Origin of the sequence: Micromonospora ureilytica, from assembly GCF_015751765.1 — a bacterium.
In the GTDB taxonomy this organism is placed as follows: domain Bacteria; phylum Actinomycetota; class Actinomycetes; order Mycobacteriales; family Micromonosporaceae; genus Micromonospora; species Micromonospora ureilytica.
In genome coordinates this window covers 565148-581521 of the sequence record NZ_JADOTX010000001.1, presented here as the reverse complement: position 1 = coordinate 581521, position 16374 = coordinate 565148, and the positions used below count along the sequence as shown (strand labels likewise).

14 protein-coding genes are annotated in these 16374 nt (G+C 70.3%); 6 read left to right on the top strand and 8 right to left on the bottom strand.

Annotated elements, in window-relative coordinates:
• Positions 1–5: 5 nt before the first annotated feature.
• Genes sufC through IW248_RS02675 form a run of 5 tightly spaced genes read right to left on the bottom strand, consistent with a single transcriptional unit; the run spans position 6 to position 4532 of the window.
• On the bottom strand, positions 6–779 hold the full coding sequence (gene sufC / locus IW248_RS02695) for a Fe-S cluster assembly ATPase SufC (RefSeq protein WP_124821556.1): 774 nt from the start codon (positions 777–779) through the stop codon (positions 6–8).
• Positions 779–1105: a non-heme iron oxygenase ferredoxin subunit gene (locus IW248_RS02690; RefSeq protein ID WP_196925501.1), complete on the bottom strand. Its 327-nt coding sequence runs from the start codon at positions 1103–1105 to the stop codon at positions 779–781. The genes sufC and IW248_RS02690 overlap by 1 nt, the downstream gene beginning before the upstream one ends.
• A complete protein-coding gene (sufD, locus tag IW248_RS02685; protein WP_196925500.1) occupies positions 1105–2247 on the bottom strand; it encodes a Fe-S cluster assembly protein SufD in 1143 nt (380 codons plus the stop codon). The genes IW248_RS02690 and sufD overlap by 1 nt, the downstream gene beginning before the upstream one ends.
• Positions 2248–2304: 57 nt before the next feature.
• The gene (sufB, locus tag IW248_RS02680; protein WP_124821558.1) at positions 2305–3735 is read right to left on the bottom strand and encodes a Fe-S cluster assembly protein SufB; all 1431 of its coding nucleotides are present in this window, start codon (positions 3733–3735) and stop codon (positions 2305–2307) included.
• A complete protein-coding gene (locus tag IW248_RS02675; protein ID WP_372431739.1) occupies positions 3732–4532 on the bottom strand; it encodes a helix-turn-helix transcriptional regulator in 801 nt (266 codons plus the stop codon). The genes sufB and IW248_RS02675 overlap by 4 nt, the downstream gene beginning before the upstream one ends.
• Before the next feature lie 98 nt (positions 4533–4630).
• Between IW248_RS02675 and IW248_RS02670 the strand changes: the two genes are divergently transcribed.
• Complete coding sequence (locus IW248_RS02670) at positions 4631–5596, top strand: COX15/CtaA family protein (RefSeq protein WP_196925499.1); 966 nt, start codon at positions 4631–4633, stop codon at positions 5594–5596.
• 273 nt (positions 5597–5869) lie between these two features.
• On the opposite strand, the gene IW248_RS02665 is transcribed toward IW248_RS02670, so the two are convergent.
• From IW248_RS02665 to IW248_RS02655, 3 genes are all read right to left on the bottom strand, one after another.
• Complete coding sequence (locus IW248_RS02665) at positions 5870–6790, bottom strand: ATP-grasp domain-containing protein (protein WP_196925498.1); 921 nt, start codon at positions 6788–6790, stop codon at positions 5870–5872.
• A 14-nt stretch (positions 6791–6804) separates the two neighbouring features.
• Positions 6805–7140, bottom strand: coding sequence for a hypothetical protein (locus IW248_RS02660; RefSeq protein WP_030337329.1), 336 nt, complete (start codon positions 7138–7140; stop codon positions 6805–6807).
• Positions 7141–7464: 324 nt separating this feature from the next.
• Positions 7465–8418, bottom strand: a complete 954-nt coding sequence (locus IW248_RS02655) for a heme o synthase (protein ID WP_124816407.1) — start codon at positions 8416–8418, stop codon at positions 7465–7467.
• Between the two features lie 267 nt (positions 8419–8685).
• On the opposite strand from IW248_RS02655, the gene tkt reads away from it, so the two are divergent.
• From tkt to IW248_RS02630, 5 genes are read left to right on the top strand one after another with little or no spacing between them, the layout of a single operon-like run.
• Entirely contained in the window at positions 8686–10824 is a 2139-nt protein-coding gene (tkt, locus tag IW248_RS02650) for a transketolase (protein WP_196925497.1), read from the top strand.
• A gap of 15 nt (positions 10825–10839) precedes the next feature.
• Positions 10840–12015 carry a transaldolase gene (gene tal, locus IW248_RS02645; RefSeq protein ID WP_196925496.1) on the top strand — a complete coding sequence of 392 codons (1176 nt, stop codon included), beginning with the start codon at positions 10840–10842 and terminating at the stop codon, positions 12013–12015.
• Between the two features lie 22 nt (positions 12016–12037).
• A complete protein-coding gene (locus IW248_RS02640; RefSeq protein ID WP_196925495.1) occupies positions 12038–13687 on the top strand; it encodes a phosphoglucose isomerase-related protein in 1650 nt (549 codons plus the stop codon).
• 2 nt (positions 13688–13689) lie between these two features.
• On the top strand, positions 13690–15246 hold the full coding sequence (zwf, locus tag IW248_RS02635) for a glucose-6-phosphate dehydrogenase (RefSeq protein WP_196925494.1): 1557 nt from the start codon (positions 13690–13692) through the stop codon (positions 15244–15246).
• Complete coding sequence (locus IW248_RS02630) at positions 15243–16259, top strand: glucose-6-phosphate dehydrogenase assembly protein OpcA (RefSeq protein ID WP_196925493.1); 1017 nt, start codon at positions 15243–15245, stop codon at positions 16257–16259. Before zwf ends, IW248_RS02630 begins: the two co-directional genes overlap by 4 nt.
• The last annotated feature ends 115 nt before the right edge of the window (positions 16260–16374 follow it).

The following is a 16374-nucleotide window of genomic DNA, read 5'->3' as shown; positions in this document are numbered from 1 at the left end:
CCCGCTCAGGCCTTGGCCGTGCCGGCCCCGGCGGCGTACCGCTCGTAGCCCTCGGCCTCAAGCTTGTCGGCCAGCTCCGGGCCGCCCTGCTCGACGATCCGGCCGGCCACGAAGACGTGCACGAAGTCCGGCTTGATGTAGCGCAGGATCCGGGTGTAGTGGGTGATCAGCAGCACGCCGGTGTCGCCGTTGTCGCGGACCCGGTTGACGCCCTCGCTGACCACGCGCAGCGCGTCCACGTCGAGACCGGAGTCGGTCTCGTCGAGGATCGCGATCTTCGGCTTGAGCAGCTCCAGCTGGACGATCTCGTGCCGCTTCTTCTCACCACCGGAGAAGCCCTCGTTGACGTTGCGCTGGGCGAACGCCGGGTCCATCTGGAGGCGCTCCATCGCGCCGCGCAGCTCGCCGCCCCAGGTACGGAGCTTCGGCGCCTCGCCGTCGATGGCGGTCTTCGCGGTCCGCAGGAAGTTCGCCACCGAGACACCGGGCACCTCGACCGGGTACTGCATGGCCAGGAAGAGGCCGGCGCGGGCGCGCTCGTCGACCGTCATGGCCAGCACGTCCTCGCCGTCGAGGGTCACCGTGCCGCCGGTGATCTCGTACTTGGGGTGACCGGCGATCGAGTACGCCAGGGTGGACTTGCCGGAACCGTTCGGCCCCATGATCGCGTGGGTTTGACCGGATTTCACCTCCAGGTCTACCCCATGCAGGATCGGCTTGAGCTCACCCTCGGGCAGCTTGACCGACACCTTCAGGTCGCGGATCTCCAGGGTGCTCATTATCGGGTCACTCCATTACTCGGCGTCAGGCTGAGGTAGATGTCGCCGTCGCGGACTTCGACGGGGTAGACGGGGACGGGTTCGGTGGCGGGCAGGCCGGTCGGCTCACCGGTGCGCAGGTCGAAGCGCGAGCCGTGCAGCCAACACTCGAGCGTGCAGCCATCGACCTCACCCTCGGAGAGCGCGACCGAGGCGTGCGAGCACTCGTCGTACGCGGCGTAGAAGCCGCCGTCCTCGCCGTGCACCAGGGCGATCGGCGTACCGTTGACGTCCGCGCTGATCGCGGTGCCCTTCGGCACGTCCTCGGTGGAGCAGATTCGGATCATCAAGCGCCCGCCTTGGTCAGCCGGGCCTCGATCGCGTCGCCGAGGCTCTCGCGCAGCGACTCCACCGGAATCTTGTTGATCAGCTCGGCGAAGAAGCCACGGACCACCAGCCGGCGGGCCTCACTCTCCGGAATTCCCCGGGCCATCAGGTAGAACAACTGCTCGTCATCGAAGCGGCCGGTCGCGCTGGCGTGGCCGGCGCCGGCGATCTCGCCGGTCTCGATCTCCAGATTGGGTACGGAGTCCGCCCGCGCGCCGTCGGTGAGCAGCAGGTTCCGGTTGATCTCGTACGTGTCGGTGCCGGTCGCCTCGGCCCGGATGAGGACGTCGCCCACCCAGACGGTGTGCGCGCTCTCGCCCTGCAGGGCACCCCGGTAGCCGACGTAGCTGCGGCAGTCCGGAACGCTGTGGTCGACCAGCTGCCGGTGCTCCAGGTGCTGACCCGAGTCGGCGAAGTAGACGCCGTACAGCTCGGCCTCGCCACCGCGCCCGGCGTACTCCACGCTGGTGAACTGCCGGACCAGATCGCCACCCAGGGACACCTGGATGTGGATGACCCTGGCGTCCCGACCCAGCTTGATCTTCAGGTGCTGGGCCTGGACCGCGTCGTCGGCCCAGTCGGCGACCGTGACCAGCGTCAGCTTCGCGCCGTCGGCCACGGCCACCTCGACGTTGTCGGCCAGGGTGGCCGACCCGACGTGCTCCAGAACCACTGTCGCCTCGGCGAACCGGCCCACCTCGACGAAGGTGTGACCGAACGACGGCTGCTCGACGCCCTCGCCGACCACCCGCAGACGCACCGCCTCGCCGAGCACCACGTCGGGAGCCACCCGCAGCAGCAGGACGTCCGCGGCGGCACCGTAGGCCAGCGCGCTGACCCGGTCCACCGGGGTCAGCACGCTGCCGACCCGCTCGTCGTCACGGCCGACCCGGGTGATGGCGACGCCCTCGGGCAGGTCACCGTACTCGTGTCGGACCGCGCCGGTCGCGGCCGGCGCCTCGGTGGTCAGGCCGCGGAGGCGCTTGAGCGGGGTGAAGCGCCACTCCTCCTCCAGGCCGGTGAGGGCCGGGAAGTCGGCGACGTCGTACGAGCGCAGCGCCTGCGACTTGGTGCTGGGCGGCGCGGAAGCCTGGGTAGTCATTTCTTCCTTGGTCTGTTCTACGACGACGGTGTCAGGTGCTCGGTAGGGCGGGCGGCGTCAGCCGACCGCGCCCTCCATCTGAAGCTCGATCAGACGGTTGAGCTCCAGGGCGTACTCCATCGGGAGCTCCTTGGCGATCGGCTCGATGAAGCCACGCACGATCATGGCCATCGCCTCGTCCTCGCTCAGACCCCGGCTCATCAGGTAGAAGAGCTGGTCATCGCTGATCTTCGAGACGGTCGCCTCGTGCCCCATCGACACGTCGTCCTCGCGGATGTCGACGTACGGGTAGGTGTCCGAGCGGGAGATGGTGTCGACCAGCAGCGCGTCGCACTTGACAGTGCTCCGGCTGTGGTGCGAACCCTCCAGCACCTGCACCAGACCCCGGTACGAGGTGCGACCGCCGCCACGGGCGATCGACTTGGAGATGATGTTCGAGGAGGTGTGCGGCGCGGCGTGCACCATCTTGGCTCCGGCGTCCTGGTGCTGACCCTCGCCGGCCATCGCCACCGAGAGCACCTCGCCCTTGGCGTGCTCGCCGGTCATGTAGACCGCCGGGTACTTCATGGTCACCTTGGAGCCGATGTTGCCGTCGACCCACTCCATGGTCGCGCCCTCGTGGCAGACGGCGCGCTTGGTGACCAGGTTGTAGACGTTGTTCGACCAGTTCTGGATGGTCGTGTAGCGGCAACGCGCGTTCTTCTTGACGATGATCTCCACGACCGCGCTGTGCAGCGAGTCGGAGGAGTAGAGCGGCGCGGTGCAGCCCTCGACGTAGTGCACGTACGCACCCTCGTCGACGATGATCAGCGTCCGCTCGAACTGGCCCATGTTCTCCGTGTTGATCCGGAAGTAGGCCTGCAGCGGGATCTCCACCTGCACGCCCTTCGGCACGTAGATGAACGACCCACCGGACCACACGGAGGTGTTCAGGGCGGCGAACTTGTTGTCGCCGACCGGGATCACCGTGCCGAAGTACTCCTTGAAGACGTCCTCGTGCTCGCGCAGCGCCGTGTCGGTGTCCAGGAAGAGGACGCCCTGCTCCTCAAGGTCCTCACGGATCTTGTGGTAGACGACCTCCGACTCGTACTGCGCCGCGACACCGGCGACCAGCCGCTGCTTCTCCGCCTCCGGGATGCCCAGCCGGTCGTAGGTGTTCTTGATGTCCTCGGGCAGGTCCTCCCAGCTGGTGGCCTGCTTCTCGGTGGACCGCACGAAGTACTTGATGTTGTCGAAGTCGATCCCGCTGAGGTCCGCGCCCCAGGCCGGCATCGGCTTACGGCCGAACAGCCGCAGGCCCTTCAGCCGCAGGTCGAGCATCCACGCCGGTTCGCTCTTCTTGGCCGAGATGTCCCGCACCACCGCCTCGTTGATTCCGCGCTGGGCGACCGCCCCGGCGGCGTCCGGGTCGGACCAGCCGTACTCGTACCGGCCCAGGGCGGCGAGCTGCTCTTCCTGGGTCAGGGGCTGGACGATCTGCTCGGTCATCTATCTGTCCTCACAGTGGTGACGGGATTACCGGATTGAACGCGGCTCGGCTGGGTCGGGATGTGCGTTGTGCACACCCCGTCGCCGTGCGCGATGGTGGCCAGACGCTGCACGTGGGTGCCGACCAGACGGGAGATAACCGCGGTCTCGGCCTCGCACAGCTGGGGAAACTCGGCGGCCACGTGCGCCACCGGGCAGTGGTGCTGACAAAGCTGGCCACCGGAGGCGATCGTGGTCGCATTGGCAGCGTAACCCTCGGCGGTGAGCGCTGCGGCGAGTGCCTCGGCTCGGGCGAGAGGCTCGTCGCCGGCGTCCTCCATGGCCGTCCGACAACGGGACTCGAGAGCGGACACCTGCTCGGTGGCGAACGCCTCGACCGCGCCCGAACCGCCGCTGCGGGCGATCCAGCGCAGCGCGGCGGTGGCCATGTTGTCGTAGTGGTGTGTGCCACAGCGGACCCGGGCGGCCTCGGTCAACAGGAACACCTTGGCCGGGCGCCCCCGACCGCGACTGCCCTGCACGGTCTGCTCGCGGGCGTACACGTCACCGTCCGCGAGCATCGCGTCCAGGTGTCGGCGGATCGCCGCCGGGCTGAGCCCGAGCGCCGCGCCAAGCTGCGCGGCGGTGGTGGCACCCTGCTCCAGCAGCAACTGGGTGACCCGATCCCGGGTGGAGATCTCGGCCGCTGCCGACCCGGCGAGGCCGGTCGACGTGGTCACGGCGGGCGCGGAGACGGGCGCACCGAGGGCCGGTACGGCCGTCGGTTGGTGCCCGGAGAGCGCCGCCGCGTTTTTCACAACGCCAACGTTACGTAATTACCCGGAGGGTCGCAAACCCGGGCCCCGGTGATCCGAACCACCGAGCCGGCGGAGTCGGACGAACCTCGATCACTACAGTGCGTAGGATTTGCGCCGTGAACCGAATCGTCCGTCCGGTCTCCGGCAACCTGCTGCGCCGTCTCGCGCTCGCCTCGATCATCTCGAACGTGGCGATCGTTGTCACCGGCGGGGCCGTCCGGTTGACCGCCTCGGGCCTCGGCTGCCCCACCTGGCCCCGGTGCACCGACGACTCGTACGTCACCACCCCCGAGATGGGTGTGTACGGGGTGATCGAGTTCAGCAACCGGATGCTGACCTTCGCGGTGGGCCTGATCGCGCTGGCCACCCTGCTGGCCGTACTGCTGCACCGGCCGCGCCGACCCGGGCTGCTGCCCCTCGCGGTCGCGGTGTTCCTGGGCATTCCCGCTCAGGCGGTGGTCGGGGGCATCACCGTGCTCACCAACCTCAACCCGTGGGTGGTCGGCCTGCACTTCCTCGCCTCGATGGCGGTGATCGCCGCCGCGTACGCCCTCTGGCGACGCATCGGCGACCCCGACGGCCCGACCGTGGCCGTGGTGCCCGCACCTCTGCGCACGCTGGCCCGGATCACCACAGGCGTCACCGTCGCGGTGCTGGTCATCGGCACCTGGGTCACCGGCAGCGGCCCGCACGCCGGCGACCACGGCGCCGCCCGCAACGGGCTCGACCCGGAGACGATCTCGCAGGTGCACGCCGACGGGGTCTTCCTGCTGATCGGCCTCTCGGTGGCGCTGATCTTCGCGTTCCGCGCCGTCGGTGCGCAGCGGGCCACCCGCGCCGCGATCATCCTGCTCGCCGTGGAGTTGGGTCAGGGCGTGATCGGCTTCGTGCAGTACTTCACCCACGTGCCGGCGATCCTGGTCGGCGCGCACATGCTCGGCTCCTGCCTGGTGCTGCTGGCCGCCCTGGCGGTGCAGTGGTCCACCCGGGAACGCAGCCCCGTCGCGCCGGTCCCCCAGGCCGCCCCGGCCGACGCCGCCACCCCGGTACCAGTCACCGCCTGACGCGCCCTGGCCACCTGACGACCCCCCGCGCCCCGCGCCCCGCGCCCCGCGCCCCGCGCCCCGCGCCCCGCGCCCCGCGCCCCGCGCCCCGCGCCCCGCGCCAAGATCTCCACAACTACCCCGATGTTGCTGCCTCCGACACGCCGTGAGACAGCAACATCCCCGAAACTGCGCGGATCTTGACGACGAACCCCGCCCCGGACGGACGCGGACGGCCGTTGCTGCGGGACGCTCGTTGCGGGGACGCTCGTTGCGGGGGCGGGCAGCGGGAGGTCAGGCGCGGCGGGTCAGGTGGGTGGTGATCGCGGTGGCGAGGCGGTCGGGGGCTTCGTTCGCGTACCCGATGAAGAGCGACGGCTCGGTCAGCTCCAGCTCGACCAGGACCGGCTCGCCGTCCGGGCCGGGGATCAGGTCGACCCGGGCGTAGAGCAGCTGTCTGGTGCCACCGGGTATCGCCGCGAGGGTCCGCTCGGCCACCGCCAGCTGTTCGGGGCGGACGGTGCGCGCGGTGATCTCTTCGGCCTTGTAGAGCCCGTCCGGGCCGAGGTCCGGCCCGGCCAGCATCGGACCCTTGCGGATCGCGTGGCTGAACTCGAGCCCGTCCGGGCCGGCCAGGAAGAGCAGTGCCGTCTCGCCCTCGGTGTCGACGGCACGCAGGTACGGCTGGACCATGGTCACCCGGCCGGCCTCGGAGAGCCGGCGAACGTGTGCGGCGGCCAGGTCCCGGTGTTCCGGGTCGGCCAGGTCGTACCGGCCGGTGTCCTGGCTGCCGGCGCTGACCGCGGGCTTGAGCACGTACTCGCCGGTCTCGGCGGGCAGTTGCCAGCTCTCCCCCGGCCCGATCCACGACGTTGGCACGGTTGGCACCCCGGCGGCGCTCAGCTCGGCGAGGTAGCGCTTGTCGGTGTTCCAGCGGACCACGTCGGCCGGGTTGACCAGCGTCGGCACGGTGGCCGCCCAGGACACGAACTCGTCGCGGCGTAGCGCGTAGTCCCAGGGTGAGCGGAGCACGACCAGGTCGTAGGACGACCAGTCGACGTCGGGGTCGTCCCAGATGACGGCCTGGACGGCGACGCCACGGGCCGCGAGCGGGGCGAGGACCAGCCGGTCGTCCGGGTCGAGGTCGGCCAGGTCGGCGCAGGTGACGAGAGCGACCCGGGGTTCCCCCCGGGTCGACTGGTGATATGTGGTCAATTCAGCTGTCTGTTTCAGCGGGACATCGTGCGGCGGGCCATCGACCGCCAGAGGTCGTTGCTCGGACGCATCTGATCCATCAGCTCGCGCTCCCAGGCGTTCTCGACGGTGACTCCCGCCTTGGCGCACGCCTCCCGGGCGGTGACGGTGTCGTCGGCGAACTGGTCGCCCCACTCACCATCGGAACCCACGAGGACGATCCGCGCGCCACGCTTGCCGACGTACTCGATGACCGCCTTCGCGCCGCCGTGTCCGGCGGCGAACGCCTTGAGGCCCGCGACCAGGCCGTGGGGCGCCTGCTCGCCGGTGGTCTGCTCGGCCGTCAGCGTCGTATCGGAACCATCTGCCATGACGCGAAGCCTAAGCAGAGTCGCACCCGGTCGGGCGAGAACCATGAACCTTTTGTGATGCCAATTACCTACAGGTTTAAGGATGACCACAGGTTTGCTGTCCGCTTATTTACTGACTTTTACCGTCAAACCACGCTGGCAAATCGACTCCGAACCGCCCCGAGTTGAGCCGATCCGACTCATGCCGAAAGTTACTCTGATGTGACGTTAAACCCGGACAACTCATCCACGTCCATGATTAGTCACTAGATCACGGCTACCGTTCGCCGGCCGGCAGAGCCGACGGGCAGAGCCGACGGGCAGAGCCGTGGCGTGCGGGACGGGTCAGATCAGCGCGTCGAGCGCGACGGCCACGAAGACGATCGTCAGGTACGTCGTCGACCAGTGGAACAGCCGCATCGGCTTGACCGCCTCGCCGCGCGTCGCGCGCCGGCAGAGCCGGTGAGCCTCGACCAGGAAGATGGCGCCCACCACCAGGGTCGGCACCCCGTAGATCGCGCTGAGGCCCAGCGGCCAGACGGCCAGGGAGGTGAGCACGGTGAGCCACGCGAAGATCAGGATCTCGGCGTTCACCCGGCGGACCGAGGCCACCACCGGCAGCATCGGGATGCCGGCCCGGGCGTAGTCGTCCTTGTACTTCATCGCGAGGGGGTAGAAGTGCGGCATCTGCCAGAAGAAGACCACCGCGAAGAGCCCCCAGGCGGCCGGCGACAGCGAGCCGGTCACCGCCGCCCACCCGATCAGCACCGGTGCCGCACCGCAGGCGCCACCCCAGAAGGTGTTCGCCGGGGTGGAGCGCTTGAGCCACAGGGTGTAGACGAGGTCGTAGTAGACGATCGCGGCGAGGGTCAGCCCGGCGGCCAGCAGATTGGTGAACGCCGCCAGCAGGACGATCGACACCGCCGCCAGCACCAGACCGAAGATCAGCGCGCTTCGCGGCGACACGGTGTGCGCCGGCAGCGGCCGGCGCTTGGTACGCCGCATCAACTGGTCGATGTCACGGTCGATGTAGCAGTTGAGCACGCTGGCCGCGCCGGCGGCGAGCGAACCACCGATCAGCACGACGGCCATCAGCCACAGCGACGGAAGCCCGCCCTCGGCGAGCATCATCGCCGGGATGGTGGTGACCAGCAGCAACTCGACGATCCGCGGCTTGGTGAGCGCCACGTACGACGAGAGGACCGCGCGTACGTCCCGCCGGGCCACCGGGCCCTCTGCCGCCCGCGCCGGGTGTTGCCCGGCCGGGTTGCTCGCGGGGCGCTCGGTGATCATGCTCACGGATTGCCACCTTCCGGCATCGGGCACGGGGAGATCGGATTGGTCGGGACCACAACGGGTCCGCATACCGACCCACACACTACGCGTCGTCGTTTTGGCTGCCCGGCCGACCCGACAACGGTGCGGGCCGTCACACCACCGGGTTGAACCGAGCATCCGGATGGTCACGTAGCGCACACCATGCACAGATCCCCGGGCGCGCGTTTAGGGACGCTCGATAAGGTCATCAGTGAGGGTTCCGCCCATCTGCCGAGGAGCACAACCATCGTGGCTGTTAAACGACCCGAGCACTCCGCACTGAACTGGTCCGACCTCGATCGCCGGGCCGTAGACACCGTCCGCGTGCTGGCCATGGACGCCGTTGAGAAATCCGGCAACGGCCACCCGGGCACCGCGATGAGCCTCGCGCCCGCGGCGTACCTCCTCTTCAACCGCGTCATGCGGCACAACCCGGCCGACCCGAACTGGCCGGGACGCGACCGGTTCGTCCTCTCCGCCGGGCACTCCAGCCTGACGCTCTACATCCAGCTGTTCCTCTCCGGTTACCCGTTGAGCCTGGACGACCTGAAGTCGCTGCGGCAGTGGGGCTCGCAGACGCCTGGGCACCCCGAGCACGGGCACACGCCGGGCGTGGAGACCACCACCGGCCCGCTCGGGCAGGGTCTGGGCAACGCGGTCGGCATGGCCATGGCGGCCCGCCGCGAGCGCGGCCTGTTCGACCCCGAGGCCGAGCTCGGCGCGTCCGTCTTCGACCACGGCATCTGGTGCATCGTCTCCGACGGTGACATCGAGGAGGGCATCAGCCACGAGGCCAGCGCCCTCGCCGGCCACCAGCAGCTGGGCAACCTCACGGTGATCTACGACGACAACGAGATCTCCATCGAGGACGACACCCGGATCGCCAAGAGCGAGGACGTGGCCGCCCGCTACGAGGCGTACGGCTGGCACGTGCAGACCGTCGACTGGCGCAGCGGCGACGCCGACCAGGGCGACTACCACGAGGACGCCGAGGCGCTGTACGCGGCGCTGGTGGCCGCCAGGGCGGAGACCGCCCGCCCCTCCTTCATCGCGCTGCGCACCATCATCGGCTGGCCCGCGCCCAACAAGCAGAACACCGGCAAGATCCACGGCTCGGCGCTCGGCGCCGACGAGGTGAAGGCCACCAAGCGGATCCTCGACTTCGACCCGGAGCAGACCTTCCAGGTCGACGAGGAGGTGCTCAGCCACGCCCGCACGGTGATGAGCCGCGGCTCCGACGCGGAGCAGGAGTGGACCACGGCGTTCGACGCCTGGAAGAAGGCCAACCCGGAGCGCACCGCGCTCTACGAGCGGCTGGCCGGCCGCGTACTCCCCGACGGCTGGACCGACGCGTTGCCGGTCTTCCCCGCGGACGCCAAGGGTGTGGCCACCCGGGCCGCCTCCGGCAAGGTCCTGGAGGCGCTCGCGCCGGTGCTCCCGGAGCTGTGGGGCGGCTCGGCCGACCTGGCCGAGAGCAACAACACCACGATGAAGGGCGAGCCGTCGTTCATCCCGGCTACGCACGCCACCAAGGACTTCCCCGGTCACGAGTACGGCCGCACGCTGCACTTCGGCATCCGTGAGCACGCCATGGGCGCGATCCTCAACGGCATCGCCCTGCACGGTGGCACCCGCCCGTACGGCGGCACGTTCCTGGTCTTCAGCGACTACATGCGTCCGTCGGTGCGGCTGGCCGCGTTGATGAAGCTGCCGGTGACCTACGTCTGGACGCACGACTCGATCGGCCTCGGCGAGGACGGCCCGACCCACCAGCCGGTGGAGCACCTGACCGCGCTGCGCGCCATCCCGGGCCTGGACGTGGTCCGGCCGGCGGACGCCAACGAGACCGCCTGGGCCTGGCGGCAGGCGCTGGAGCACACCGACCGGCCCACCGCGCTGGCGTTGAGCCGTCAGCCGCTGCCGACCATGGACCGCGACGTCCTCGGCAGCGCGGACGGCGTGGCCAAGGGCGGCTACGTGCTGGCCGAGGCGTCCAACGGCAAGCCTCAGGTGATCATCGTCGGCACCGGTTCCGAGGTGCAGCTCTGCCTGACCGCCCGGGAGCGGCTGGAGGCCGACGGCACCCCGACCCGGGTCGTCTCGATGCCCTGCCAGGAGTGGTTCTACGAGCAGGATGAGGCGTACCGGGAGTCGGTGCTCCCGCGCGGGGTAAAGGCACGGGTGAGCGTGGAAGCGGGCATCGCGATGTCCTGGCGCGGTGTCGTCGGTGACCTCGGCGAGAGCGTGAGCCTGGAGCACTACGGAGCGAGCGCCCCGCACACCGTGCTCTTCGAGCAGTTCGGGTTCACCCCCGACCGGATCGTGGCGGCGGCACACGCCTCGCTGGCCCGGGTGGGCGACATCACCGGTTTCACGACCGGCAACTGAGGGAGCGTGGACGGCATGACGGACAAGCTGAATGAGCTCACCGCCGCGGGCGTGGCGGTCTGGCTCGATGATCTTTCCCGGGTACGTTTGAGCTCCGGCGGGCTGGACCAGCTGCGCCGCGAGAAGCACGTGGCCGGTGTCACCACCAACCCGACGATCTTCGCCAAGGCGCTGAGCGACGCCGACGAGTACAACTGGCAGCTGCACGACCTCGCCACCCGTGGCGTCGAGGTCGAGGAGTCGGTGCGCATGCTCACCACGTACGACGTGCGGTGGGCCTGCGATGTGATGCGCCCGTCGTACGACGGCAGCGACGGCGTGGACGGTCGGGTCTCCATCGAGGTGGACCCCCGGCTGGCGCACGACAGCGACAAGACCGTGGCCGAGGCCAAGGCGCTGTGGTGGCTGGTGGACCGCCCCAACCTCTACATCAAGATCCCGGCCACCGAGGCCGGCCTGCCGGCGATCACCGCCACCCTGGCCGAGGGGATCAGCGTCAACGTCACGCTGATCTTCGGTCTGGACCGCTACTCGGCGGTCATGGAGGCGTTCCTCGCCGGCCTAGAGCAGGCCAAGGCGAACGGCCACGACCTGTCGAAGATCGGCTCGGTGGCGTCGTTCTTCGTCTCCCGCGTCGACTCCGAGGTCGACAAAAGGCTCGAGAAGGTCGGTTCCGACCAGGCGAAGGCGCTGAAGGGCAAGGCCGCCATCGCCAACGCGCAGCTGGCGTACGAGCGCTACTCCGAGGTGTTCTCCTCCGACCGTTGGAAGGCGCTCGCCGGCGCCGGCGCGCACCCGCAGCGGCCGCTCTGGGCGTCCACCTCGACGAAGAACCCGGATTACCGGGACGTCATCTACGTCGAGGAGCTGATTGCCCCCGGCACGGTCAACACGATGCCGGAGTCGGTCATCCACGCGTACGCCGATCATGGCGAGACCCGCGGCGACACCATCACCGGCGCCTACGACGCGGCCCGGAAGGTCTTCGCCGACCTGAAGTCGGTCGGGGTGGACATGGACGACGTGATCGACACCCTGGAGCGCGAGGGTGTGGAAAAGTTCGAGGCCAGCTGGCAGGAGCTGCTCGACGGGGTCCGCAAGTCGTTGGAGGCGGCGGCGAAGGGCAAGGGCGCTCCGAACAAGGCGGCCAAGGGCAACGCCAAGGCCGCCGAGAAGACCGGTGGCGCATGAGCGAGCGAAGCGGAGTGACGGCATGAGCGACCTTCTTGCAGGGCCGGTGGAGGCAGCGGCCGGGCTCGCGGTGTACGGCGCGGACGCGGTCGACAAGGCCGCGCCCGCCTCGACCCGGGACGCGCTGGTGAAGGCCGGCGTCCCGGGCAAGCTGGCGGGCAAGGACGCGAGCCTGTGGGGTCCGGACGCCGAGGCCGAGGCGAAGATCCGGCTGGGCTGGGTGGACACCCACCGGCGCAGCCGCGAGCTGCTCGTGCAGTTGGCCGAGCTGACCGCGGAGCTGGCCGACCTGGATCATGTGGTGCTCGCCGGCATGGGCGGCTCGTCGCTCGCGCCCGAGGTGATCACCCAGACGTTGGGTCGCCCGCTGACCGTGCTGGACACCACCGACCCGGGCCAGGTCCGGGCGGCGCTCGCTGACCGGCTGGAGCGCACCGTCGTGGTGGTGGCCAGCAAGTCCGGCTCGACGGTGGAGACCGACAGCCACCGGCGCGCCTACTGGCAGGCGTTCCTGGACGCCGGGATGACCGAGGCGGAGGCCGGCCGGCACTTCGTCATCGTCACCGACCCGGGTTCGCCGCTGGAGACCACCGCGGCCGAGATGGGCGCGTTCACCGTGCTGGCCGACCCGAACGTCGGCGGCCGGTACTCGGCGCTGACCGCCTTCGGTCTGGTGCCGTCGGCGCTGGCCGGGGTCGAGGTCGCGGAGCTGCTCGACCAGGCGGACGCGCTCGCCACGTCGCTCGGCGCGGACCAGAACAACCCGGCGCTGGCGTTGGGTGCCGCCCTGGGCGCCGCGGCCACGCTGGCCCGGGACAAGGTCGCCCTGGTCTCCGACGGCACCGGCATCGACGGACTCGGCGACTGGGCCGAGCAGCTGATCGCCGAGTCGACAGGCAAGGCCGGGGTGGGCATCCTCCCGGTGGTCGTGGAGTCTCCGCAGAGCCCCGGCGCCACCGGCGCGGACGTGCTGACCGTCAGCTACGGCGGCGCGCTGGCCCCGGGTGACGTGCCGGGCGGCGGCGCCGCCCCGGACGTGGCCGTCAACGGCCCGCTGGGCGCGCACTTCCTGGCCTGGGAGTACGCCACCGCTGTGGCCGGCGTGGTGCTCGGCATCGACCCGTTCAACCAGCCGAACGTCACCGAGTCCAAGGAGAACACCAACAAGATCCTGGCCTCGGGCCTGCCGGCGGAGACGCCGTCGTTCACCGAGGGCGCGATCGAGGTGTACGCCCCGCAGGGCGCCCCCGGGGACCTCGCCGGCGTGCTGCGCTGGCTGCTCGACGGGCTGGGCGACGACGGTTACCTCGCGGTGATGGCGTACCTCGATCGGTTCGCCGACGCCGACGCGGCCCGACTGCGGCCGCTGCTGGCCCAGGCGGGCGGGCGGCCGGTCACCTTCGGCTGGGGTCCGCGGTTCCTGCACTCGACCGGCCAGTACCACAAGGGCGGTCCGCAGGTGGGCAGCTACCTCCAGGTGACCGGCGCGGTCGCCGAGGACCTGGCGGTGCCGGGCAAGCCGTACACCTTCGGTGAGCTGCAGGCGGCGCAGGCCGCCGGGGACCGGCAGGCCCTCGCCGGTCGGGAGCGGCCGCTGCTGCGCTTGCACCTGACCGACCGGGCCGCCGGTGTCGCCCAACTACTGGACGCGGCAGGTGATCTGCGGGCGTGAGGATGGACGACGTGAGTGAAGCGGATCGAGGAGGTGGTGGCTCGGTGAACCCGCTGCGCGACCCGCAGGACCGCCGGTTGCCCCGGATCCCCGAGCCCTGCGCTCTGGTGATCTTCGGGGTGACCGGGGACCTGGCCCGCAAGAAGCTGCTCCCCGCGGTCTACGACCTGGCCAACCGGGGGCTGCTGCCGCCGGGCTTCGTGGTGCTCGGCTTCGCGCGCCGCGACTGGGGCGACGGCGACTTCGAGACGTTGGCCTGCGAGGCTGCTCGCAAGCACGCCCGCACCCCGTGGCGGGACGAGGTGTGGGCGCGGCTGGCCGGCAACATCAAGTTCGTCGGTGGGTCGTTCGACGACGACGCCGCCTTCGACCAGCTCGCCTCGACGCTTGACGATCTGCGCCAGACCCACGGCATCACCGGCAACGCGGCGTTCTACTTCTCCATCCCGCCGGCGGCGTTCCCGGTCGTGCTCAAGCAGTTGGCCCGCACCGGAATGGCCGACAACGACAAGTCCGGCGGTTGGCGCCGGGTCGTGGTGGAGAAGCCGTTCGGCAACGACCTGCCGTCGGCGAAGGCGCTCAACGACCTCGTCGACGACGTGTTCACCCGGCAGGACGTCTTCCGGATCGACCACTACCTGGGCAAGGAGACGGTTCAGAACATCCTCGCCCTGCGGTTCGCCAACAACCTGTTCGAGCCGCTGTGGAACTCCAAGTACGTCGACTCGGTGCAGATCACCATGGCGGAGGACGTCGGCATCGGCACCCGCGCCGGCTTCTACGACACCGTCGGCACCGCCCGCGACGTGTTGCAGAACCACCTCCTGCAACTTCTCGCCCTGGTGGCGATGGAGGAGCCGACCAGCTTCGACGCCGACGAGATCCGGACCGAGAAGCTGAAGGTGCTCAAGGCCATCACCCTGCCCAAGGACGTCACCCGGGACACTGTCCGCGGCCAGTACCTGCCCGGTTGGGTCGGCGGCGAACGCGCTGTCGGTTACCTGGATGAACGGGACGTCCCCACCGACTCCACCACGGAGACGTACGTGGCGGTGCGGCTGGGCATCCAGAACCGCCGCTGGGCGGAGGTGCCGTTCTACATCCGGGCCGGCAAGCGGCTGCCCCGGCGGGTCACCGAGGTCGCCATCATGTTCAAGAAGGCGCCGCACCTGCCGTTCAACGACGCCGACATGGAGTCGCTGGGCAACAACCAGCTGGTCATCCGGGTGCAGCCGGACGAGGGTGTGGTGCTCAAGTTCGGCTCGAAGGTGCCGGGCACGACCATGGAGGTCCGCGACATCGCGATGGACTTCCAGTACGGCGAGGCGTTCACCGAGTCCAGCCCCGAGGCGTACGAACGTCTGGTCCTGGACGTGCTGATCGGCGATCGCACCCTGTTCCCGGACGCGGCCGAGGTCGAGCAGAGCTGGCAGGTGATCGATCCGCTGGAGCACGCCTGGGAGGGCACCACCCCGGAGCCGTACCGGGCCGGGGAGTGGGGCCCACGGGCCTCCGACGAGATGCTGGCCCGCGAGGGCCGCGCCTGGAGAAGAGCATGATCGGGCTGTGGGACACCACCGGCAACGAGGTGGTCAAGGCGCTCGCCGCCGAGCGGCGCAGCGCCGGTGGGGTCGCCAGCGGCATGGCGCTCACCCTCATCGTGGTCGTGGACGAGAAGCGGGTCCGGGAGGCGGAGGCGGCGGCGACGATCGCCGCGGCCGCCCACCCGTGCCGGCTCGTGGTGGTGGTGCGCTCGGAGATCGAACGGGACCGCAACCGCCTGGACGCGGAGATCGTCGTCGGTGGGCGGCTCGGCCCGTGCGAGGCGGTGGTCACCCGGATGTACGGCCGGCTGTCCCTGCACGCCGAGTCGGTGGTGATGCCGCTGCTCGTTCCCGACGTGCCGGTGGTCACCTGGTGGCACGGCGAGCCGCCGGCGGAGATCGCCACCGACTTCCTCGGGGTGGTGGCCGACCGGAGGATCACCGACTCCGCGCAGGCCGCCGACCCGGTGGAGGCGCTGCGGCAGCGTGCCCGGGACTACGCCCCTGGCGACACCGACCTGGCGTGGACCCGGATCACCCCGTGGCGCACCCTGGTCGCCGGGGCGTTCGACACCACGAGCGACCGGGTCACCGAGGCGACAATCGTCGCGCCGCCGACCGACCCGACGGCGGCGCTGATGGCGGGTTGGCTGTCCAGCCGGCTCGGCATCACCCCACGCCGGGTGGACAGCAACGAGTTCCCTCGGATGCGGGAGGTGCAGCTCAGCTGCGCCAACGGCGACCAGCTGACGCTGACCCGCGAGGACAGCATGGCCGTGTTCCGGCGGACCGGCCAGGACGACCGGGCCCTGCCGCTGGTCCGTCGCCCGCTCGGCGACGAGCTGGCCGAGGAGCTACGGCGTCTGGACGCCGACCAGGTGTACGCGGAGGCGTTGGGTGCGACGGCGGGGCTGCGAGGGCTGGACCAGCGCCCTCCGCAGCGAGTCCACGTCTGGAAGGATCCGGCCACCGCGCAGCGCGCCGAGGCCGGGGTCACCGCGCACACTGGCACGAGCGGCGAGGGCTGAGCCCAGCCGGGGCAGGACGTCGGGCAGGGCCGGTACGCACCGGCCCTGCCCCGCAATCTCCGGGGTTTCCGCCCCAACCACCTCGGGCACACCGCCCCGGGCACGACAGCGACCG